The sequence below is a fragment of the Nocardia beijingensis NBRC 16342 genome (assembly GCF_001612785.1).
GTDB lineage: Bacteria > Actinomycetota > Actinomycetes > Mycobacteriales > Mycobacteriaceae > Nocardia > Nocardia beijingensis.
Genome location: NZ_BDBC01000111.1, coordinates 1 through 737, shown reverse-complemented (window position 1 = coordinate 737; position 737 = coordinate 1). Strand labels below are relative to the sequence as shown.

Annotated in this window: 1 protein-coding gene; it reads right to left on the bottom strand. The window is 67.3% G+C overall.

The window, feature by feature from the left end:
• Nucleotides 1-737, bottom strand: a 737-nt coding sequence (locus tag NB3_RS35790; protein WP_218020683.1) for a replication initiator, incomplete at both ends; no start/stop codon positions are given.

The window sequence follows — 737 nt, the reverse complement described above, 5'->3', positions numbered from 1 at the left end:
GTCGGGGTCCACGAACGTCATGGCCCGGTAGTCCCACACCGGCATCTTCTCCCCGGAGTAGACCTCGTTCTCCGGGTCGAAGTGCGGCCACCACACTTGGTGGTAGGTCGCCGCAGTGACCATGCGGAGAATCTCCCGGGAGATCGCCCCGCGTAGCAGCAAGTGCAGGTGCGGGGCACCGCGCTTCTGGGGCTCGACGGTGGCGAAGTACTGGACGTCGTAGCCGACGCAGCGGCGCAGGTTCTGAATCCAGCGGTCGACCAGCTTGGAGAAGAACACGATGTCGCGGGCCGCGCGGGCGTAGTCGTAGGTGTCCGGGTTGCGGGGTGAGCCATCGGAGCACGGCTTGCCCTCGCTGTCTACCGCGCCGTCTTGGTTGATCGACCCGTAGGACGGCATGGTGAGCGTGACCATCATCGAGGACCGATAGCCGCCGATCACCCGCCCGATCGTGTACCGCTCCACCTTCTTCCGCGGCAGGTTCGGCACGTCCTGACGCCGCTTGGTCGAGCGAGACCGCCGCTTCCGTTCGGTCGGGTCCAACGGTGGGATCGGCCCACGGAACCCCGACTCGCGCAGGTCGCGGTCCAGGCTGCCCACCAGTTCACCGATGGCGTCGGCCATCTCGTCGTCACTGTCGTCGCGGGCCTGCCGGTACTGCTGCGCCAGATCAGCGCGAGTGGCGAGCAGCTCGGTTTGGGTGTCGGAGGGGTCGCGGGTCTCCTCGACCGGTTCGA